The organism is Thermoanaerobaculia bacterium (genome assembly GCA_035260525.1).
Lineage (GTDB): Bacteria > Acidobacteriota > Thermoanaerobaculia > UBA5066 > DATFVB01 > DATFVB01.
In genome coordinates this window covers 1-7,468 of record DATFVB010000341.1, presented here as the reverse complement: position 1 = coordinate 7,468, position 7,468 = coordinate 1, and the positions used below count along the sequence as shown (strand labels likewise).

Genomic DNA, 7,468 nt, shown 5'->3' with positions numbered 1-7,468 from the left:
CCGGTTCGGGCCGTAGACGGTGAGCTCGACTCCCGTCGTGCCACGCGCGCCGAAGAAGATCTGCGGCCGTCGGCTCTGATGGACGGGCCCGTCGCACAGCACCCAGGCGCCGGTCCGGAGGTCGGCGGCGTAGCGGGCGAGGATCGCCTCGAGGTGCGGCGACCCCGCTTCCTCCTCTCCCTCGAAGAAGAAACGGAGGTTGACCGACGGCCGGATCCCCGCCGCCTCGAGTGCGTCGAGCGCGGCGGCGAAGCCGACGATCGGCGCCTTGTCGTCCGACGCCGATCGCGCGTAGAGGCGCCACTCCGGATCAAGCGGAGGAACCAGGCTTGCGAGCGGAACTTCGGCGGCCCCGGATTCGAGGGTTCCGCGCCGGAGCACCGGAGTAAACGGCGCGCCCGTCCACTGCCGGGGATCGACGGGCTGCCCGTCGTAGTGCGCGTAGAACGTGACGGTCTGCGACGCGCCCGGCGTGTCGATCGCGGCGTACACGGCCGGAGGGGCGTCGGGAACGCGCAGCAGGCGGACGGTCGCCCCGCGCCGCTCGTAGAGGGCCGCGATCGCCGCCGCGTTCTTCTCGATGTCCGCCGTGTCGGTCGCCTTGTTGGGAATCGACAGCAGATCCGCCAGCTCGCGCACGATCTCCGCCTCGTGCGACTCGCGCCACGCGCGGGCGGCGCTCGCCGCGGGAGAGCGCGCGAGTCGGGACGCCGCGGGAGAGCGCGGCGCAGCCGGCGGCGCGGAGAGAAGCGGAGCCGCCGAGAACACCAGGAGCATCGAGCCGAGTCGTTTCATCGAATCCTCCGGTCGCGCTGCGGCGGAGCGGACCGCAGCGGCATCTCGTATATCCGCACCGGCGCGAGCTTCTCGCGAGGCCAGAGCGTCCCGTCCTTGCCGATCGCGCGGAGCTGCGAGTCGCCGACGAGGTACATCACGTCGCCCGCGACGGCGCCGGTCGTCGGCTCCGGGAGCCGCGGATCGTCCTCGGCGAGCGTCATCTCGCCGGTGATCCGGTCCAGCCCGGACGAGAGCGAAAACCGCGCGACGCGGATCGGCGCGTGGCCGTTCTGGATCGCCAGCAGCGCGCCGCGGTCGAAATAGAGCCCGTCCGCCTCGCCGAGCCTCGTCCCGGGGGAATGGCCGAGCTCGCGCCGGCTCTTCGCGACGAGATCCACGACGTAGATCGTTCGCTCGTCGGCGACGAAGAGGGCCCGCTCCTTCGGGTCGATCGCGATCCCGTTCGGATAGACGAGGCGCCCCGCCGGCGCGTACCGCTCGACGCGTCCCGACCGGCGGTCGATGCGCCAGACGCTCCCTTCCTCGCTGTCGGTCACCCAGATCGCGCCGTGCGTGAAGGCGAGGTCGTTGAAGAGGTGTCTCCCGGCGGGCGCGCGATAGACGTGCAGGGTCTTCCCCGTCGCGAGGTCGAGCTCGAAAACGCCGGACTTGCCGAGGTCGGCCGGAACGAAGCCCTCCATCCCGGGACCGTCCACCTCGGAGCAGGCGAGCAGCGTGCGCCGTTCCGGATCGACCTTCATCCCGAGGACGCTCCAGAGGCCGTCCCGGGCCGGCGGGACGAAGTCGCGCACTCGCCCCTCCGGGGAGACCGCGACGATCTTTCTCTTCCGGATGCTGCCCAGATAGAGGGTACGGGTCGCCGGGTCGAACGCGATTCCCTCGGGGATCAGATCCGGCTCGGCAACCGTGGTGAAGAGCTCGAGGCCGCGGGCGGCGGCCCCCGCGCGCGCCGGAGGGAGGACCGCCAGCGCGGCGGCGAACGCTGCGGCGCGAATCCTCACCGGACCTCGGCGGTCGACCCCGGGATCTTCTGCCAGGGCTCGGCGCGCCCGCCCAGGTGCCGCGCGAGGAACTCCTCCGCCCGGCCGAAGAAGTCGAGGTTGTTCTCGGGGCGCTGGAACCCGTGTCCCTCGTCGGGATAGACGACGTACGTGACCGGAATCTTCCTCTTCCGGAGCGCCGCGACCATGCGGTTCGCGTTCTCGATGTTGACGCGGGGGTCGTTGACGCCCTGTCCGATGAGGAGCGGCGTGCGGATCGCGTCGGCGTGGTAGAGCGGCGAGAGCTTCCGGTTGAGCGCGGCGTCGTGCTCGACGTCGCCGATCCGCCGGATCCACCGGTTCTTGACGGCGCCCCAGCCGGCGGGCATCGTCGAGAAGAGCAGGGAGACGTCGGTCGGGCCGACGAGGTCGACCGCGGCCGCGAACATCCCCGGGAGCTCGGTGATCGCGCGGAGCGTCGCGTAGCCGCCGCCGGAGGCGCCCATCACCGCGAGACGTTTCGGGTCGGCGATTCCCTGCGCGACCGCCCACCGCGCGCCGTCGATCGAGTCGTCCTCCATCTTCAGGCCGAACTCGTGGTTCCCGAGGTTCAGGAACTTCTTTCCGAAGCCCGTCGAGCCCCGGAACTCCACCTGCAGCACGGCATACCCGCGGTTGGCGAGCCACTGCACCCAGGGGTCGAAGCCCCACTCGTCGCGCGCCCACGGCCCCCCGTGCGGGAGGAGGACGAGCGGAAGGTTTTTCGGCGCGACGCCGACCGGGAGCGTCAGGTACGCCGGGAGCGTCAAACCGTCGCGGGCGCGAATCGTCACGAACTTCTGCGGCGCGAGCGCGTATTTCGCGAGCTCCGGCTGATCCTCGAAGAGGGGGGTCTCCTTCTTCGCGTCGCGGTCCCACTGGAAGAACGTCAGGGGGCCGTCGTCGACGACCTGCACGACGACCCAGCGCCGGTCGTCCGTGTCCCGGCTCACGACCGCGAGGAAGCCGCGGCGCGTCCGGCCGAGGGCCTCGAAGTCCGCGGCGACGGCCGGGTCGAGGAATCTCCACTCCCGCTTCCCGTAGTCGACGGCCACGGCCTGGAGGCGACCGGTCCCCGGCTCAGTCATCGCGAGCGGCACGACTTCGAAGAGGTCCTGGGCGACGTCGGAGCGCGGGTCCTCAGCGAGCACGGCGAGCGTCTTTCCGGTCGCGGCGTCGATCCGCTCGAGGCGCTGCATGGGGGAATGGAGCGCCGTGACGACGTCGAGCGCCCGGCCGTCCGGCTCGAACCCGGAGATGACGCTCCCGCCGTTGTACTGCCCGAACATCGTCGCGTCCTCGAACGGCATCCGGAGGAGGTCGCGCCACGGCGCAGCGGCGGAGTCGCGGACGCGCACGATCGTTTCCAGGGTCTTCGGGTCGAATGCCGTCGCGGCGCGGATCACGAAGTCCGCGTCCGTCGTCCAGGAAAGGACGTCGCCGGGGTTCTCGGTGTCGAGCCGGACCGCGCCGGTCTCCAGTTCGATCCGGTACATGTCGAAGAGGTCGCGCTTGCGGAGGTTCAGGCCGACGAGGATCTCTCCCGGACGCCGGGCGCTGGTCAGCAGATTCTGGGCGCGCGCCCCCTGGAACGGCGTCAGGTCCCGGACGAGCCGGCCGTCGAGCTCGGCCGAATAGACGTGGAAGTTCTCGTCCCCGTCGGAGTCCTGCTCGTAGAGGACGTGCCGCGAGTCGCCGGCCCAGCGGTAAATGACGACGCCGCGGTGGGGATCGCGCGTGACCGGCCGCGCGCCGGCGCCGTTTTCGCCGCCGACCCAGACCTGCATGACGCCCTTCGCATCCGGGGCGAGGTATGCGAGCTTCGAGGCGTCCGGCGAGATCTGGGGAAATTCTCGGATCGGGTTGCCGAACAGGACGTCGCGCGGGACGAGAGGGGGCAATTCGGCGGCCGCCCCTGCCGCCAGGAACAGAGCGGCCGCGGCGGCGAACGTTCCCGCTCCGGCCTTCATCGTCGTCGTCATCGCCATCTCCCTTCGGGCGGCCGCGCCGGAAGCGGCGAAAGCCGCCGGAGAAGTATGGCCCGGACGCCAGCAATTCAGGAAATTGATTTCTCGAATCGAATAGCCGCGACCCGGCCCAGGGATGATTTCGAGCCGCCATCGAGGAAACCGCGCCTCTATAATGCGCATTCGTGCTCGTCATTTCACCAAGTCATCGCGAATAGGAGGATTCCCTTGCGTTCGATTCGAAGAGCTCCCTGGATTCTTGCCGCCGTCGCCTTGACGCTCGCGTTCTCGGCCGAAGGGGCGAAGACGAAGAAATCGCCGGCGACCGCCGCCGCTCCCGCGAAGACGCTTTCCGACCGTCTCGAGGGGCTGCAGTTCCGCTGCATCGGACCGTACCGCGGCGGCCGCTCGACGGCCGTGACGGGAGTTCGCGGACAGCCCCTCACGTTCTATTTCGGCGGGACGGGCGGAGGCGTCTTCAAGACCACCGACGGCGGGTCCAACTGGGAAGCGATGTCCGACAAGGACTTCAAGACCGGCTCCGTCGGGTCGATCGCCGTCTCCGAATCCGATCCGAACGTCGTCTGGGTCGGAATGGGCGAATCGCCGATCCGCGGCAACGTCTCCAGCGGCGACGGCGTCTGGAAATCGACCGATTCGGGCCATACCTGGAAGAACATGGGGCTCAAGGACACGCAGCAGATCTCGCGCGTCGTCGTCCACCCGCATGACCCGGATCTGGTCTACGTCGCCGCGCTCGGGCACGTCTGGGGACCCAACGCCGAGCGCGGGATCTACCGCACGGAAGACGGCGGGAAGTCTTGGAAGAAGGTGCTCTTCGTCGACGACAAGACCGGCGCCTCGGACCTCTCGATGGACCCGACGAATCCCCGGGTTCTCTACGCCGCGTTCTGGCAGGCCTACCGCAAGCCGTGGACGCTCGAGAGCGGCGGGCCCGGCAGCGCGATCTACAAGTCGACCGACGGCGGCGACACCTGGAAGAAGCTGACCGAGGGCCTTCCTCCCGGAATCTGGGGCCGGGTGGGCGTGGCGGCGTCTCCCGTCAAGACCGGCCGCGTCTTCGCGATCATCGACGCGCAGAACGACAAGGGCGGCCTCTACCGGAGCGACGACTGGGGAGAGAAGTGGACGCGCGTCTCCGACGACCACGGCATCCGGCAGCGCGCCTGGTACTACTCCTGGATCTTCCCCGACACGAAGAACGCGGACGTCCTCTACATCCCGAACGTCGAGTTCTACAAGGTGACCGACGGCGGGAAGACGCTTCAGAAGATGTCCGTTCCGCACGGCGACAATCACGACCTGTGGATCGATCCGGACGACCCGAACCGGATGATCCTCGGCAACGACGGCGGCGCGACGATCACGTTCAACGGCGGCCAGACCTGGTCGACGCAGGACAACCAGCCGACCGCGCAGTTCTATCGGGTGATCACGGACGACCGCTTCCCGTACTGGGTGTACGGCGCCCAGCAGGACAACTCGACGGTCGGGATGCCGAGCGGCGTGCCCGGATACGGCGGCATCACCGCCAACGAGTGGTACGACGTGGGGGGCGGAGAGAGCGCGTGGATCGCGCCCGACCCGCGCAATCCCGAGGTCGTCTACGCCGGCGGATACGGCGGGACGATCACGCGGTTCGACCGGAAGACGCGTCAGTACCGGGAGATCGACCCGTGGCCGCAGCTCGCGAGCGGGAAGGCGACGAAGGACCTCAAGTACCGGTTTCAGTGGAACGCCCCGATCATCGTCTCGAAGCACGATCCGAAGGTCCTCTACTTCGCCTCGCAGAAGCTGATGCGCTCGACCGACGAAGGGCAGACGTGGACCGAGGCGAGCCCGGACCTCACCCGCAACGACCCGGAGAAGCAGCCGGCCTCCGGCGGTCCCGTCTCGCACGACGTCACGGGAGTCGAGGTGTACGACACGATCTTCGCGCTCGCGGAATCGCCGCTCGAGGCGGGAGTCCTCTGGGCGGGTTCCGACGACGGGCTCGTCCACGTCACGCGCGACGATGCGAAGACGTGGCAGAACGTCACGCCGAAGGGGATGCCGCAGTGGATCCGGATCAACGCGATCGATGCGTCGGCGCGCGAGAAGGGCACGGCGTACATCGCCGCGACGATGTACCAGTTCGACGACAACCGGCCCTACCTCTACAAGACGGCCGACTACGGGAAGACCTGGAAAAAGATCGACTCGGGGATCCCGGACGGCGCGTTCACCCGCGTCGTCCGCGAGGACCCGGCCCGGGCGGGCCTCCTGTATTGCGGGACCGAGAGGGGGCTCTACGTCTCGTTCGACGACGGGGCGTCGTGGCAGCCGTTCCAGCGGAACCTGCCCGCGGTGCCGATCACGGACCTCACGGTGAAGAACGGCGACCTCGTCGTGGCCACCCAGGGGAGAGCGTTCTGGATTCTCGACGACCTCGATCCGCTCCGCCAGTGGAGCGACCGGATCGCCCCCGAGGCGGTCTATCTGTTCCCGCCGCGACCGGCCGTGCGGATCCAGATCGAGACGCCGGACGAGGAGAACGAGCGGCCCGAGCCCGTCGGCAAGAACATGCCGGCCGGCGTGCTCATCGACTACTGGTTGAAGGACAAGCCCGCCGACTCGTCGAAGATCACGCTCGAGATCCTGTCGGGCGGCACGGTGATCCGCAAGTTCGACAACGCGAAGAAGGACGAGACGAAACCGGAGGGAACCGAGGACGCCGCGACGGAGGCGCAGAAGGAGAAGAAGCTCGCGCCGAAGGAAGGGCTGAACCGGTTCGTGTGGGACATGCGCGTGCTCAAACCGACTCTCGTCCCGAAGGCCGTCTTCAACGAGGGGGACAAACGGCCGCCGAAGGTCGCGCCGGGCACGTACCAGGCCCGGCTGACCGTGGACGGGAAGATCTTCACGCAGCCCTTCGAGGTGAAGGCGAATCCGGCGGTCGGCACTTCGGCGGCGGACCTCAAGGCGCAGTTCGACCTCCTCGAGAAGATCCGCGACGGCCTGTCGCAGACGCACGGGACCGTCCTGAAGATTCGGGACCTCAAGGCGCAGATCAAGAGCATCGATGAGCACGCCGAGAAGAGCGGGAAGGGGAGCGCGATCGGGCCGAAGGCGAAGGCGCTGACGAAGAAGCTCTCCGGGATCGAGGAGAAGCTCATCAACCCCGAGATCAAGTCGAACGAAGACGATCTGAACTTCGTTCCGAAGCTCGACCACGATTTCACGAGCCTCGCCGGCGAGGTCGGGTCGGCCGACGCGAAACCGACGGATTCGGAGGAGAAGTACTACCTGGTCCTGAAGAAGGAGCTCGACGGCGTGCTCGCCGAGTTCCAGGATGCCGTGGATCACGATCTCGCGGATTTCAACCGGACCGTCGAGCAGGAGAAGCTCGCGCCGGTGATGGTGCTGCCGAAGGTCGGCGAGGAGAGCTGAGAGGCCGGTGCGGCGATGCATCGAGCCGGGCGGGCGCGTGCCGCCGGCCGTCGCCACGACGTACGCTCGTCGGTACGCCTTAGGCGCCGGCCGGCGGCCCGCATCCCGTCCGCCTTCGCCGAGGCTTCGGCGGATCGAAGCGAGGACACCGCCTTCCGAGCCAAGAAACGTCATCGGCGATCGATCCGCCATAGCTCGTGAGAGCGACGGCGGACCGGGCTCGCGCCTCGCCGC

At 68.7% G+C, this 7,468-nt stretch carries 4 protein-coding genes; 1 reads left to right on the top strand and 3 read right to left on the bottom strand.

The genetic code is table 11. The features are described from left to right. The 3 genes from VKH46_16270 to VKH46_16260 form a co-directional block, all read right to left on the bottom strand. Positions 1–795: M20/M25/M40 family metallo-hydrolase (locus tag VKH46_16270; GenBank protein ID HKB72394.1), on the bottom strand; the 795-nt coding region annotated here is incomplete at its 3' end. Next, positions 792–1,799 (bottom strand): SMP-30/gluconolactonase/LRE family protein, encoded by a 1,008-nt coding sequence (locus VKH46_16265; GenBank protein ID HKB72393.1) that lies wholly within the window; start codon positions 1,797–1,799, stop codon positions 792–794. The genes VKH46_16265 and VKH46_16270, both read right to left, overlap by 4 nt. After that, positions 1,796–3,799: a S9 family peptidase gene (locus VKH46_16260; protein ID HKB72392.1), complete on the bottom strand. Its 2,004-nt coding sequence runs from the start codon at positions 3,797–3,799 to the stop codon at positions 1,796–1,798. Before VKH46_16260 ends, VKH46_16265 begins: the two co-directional genes overlap by 4 nt. 213 nt (positions 3,800–4,012) lie before the next feature. Here VKH46_16260 and VKH46_16255 point away from each other — a divergent pair, with 213 nt between their 5' ends. After that, positions 4,013–7,234 carry a glycosyl hydrolase gene (locus VKH46_16255; GenBank protein HKB72391.1) on the top strand — a complete coding sequence of 1,074 codons (3,222 nt, stop codon included), beginning with the start codon at positions 4,013–4,015 and terminating at the stop codon, positions 7,232–7,234. Positions 7,235–7,468 lie beyond the last annotated feature (234 nt).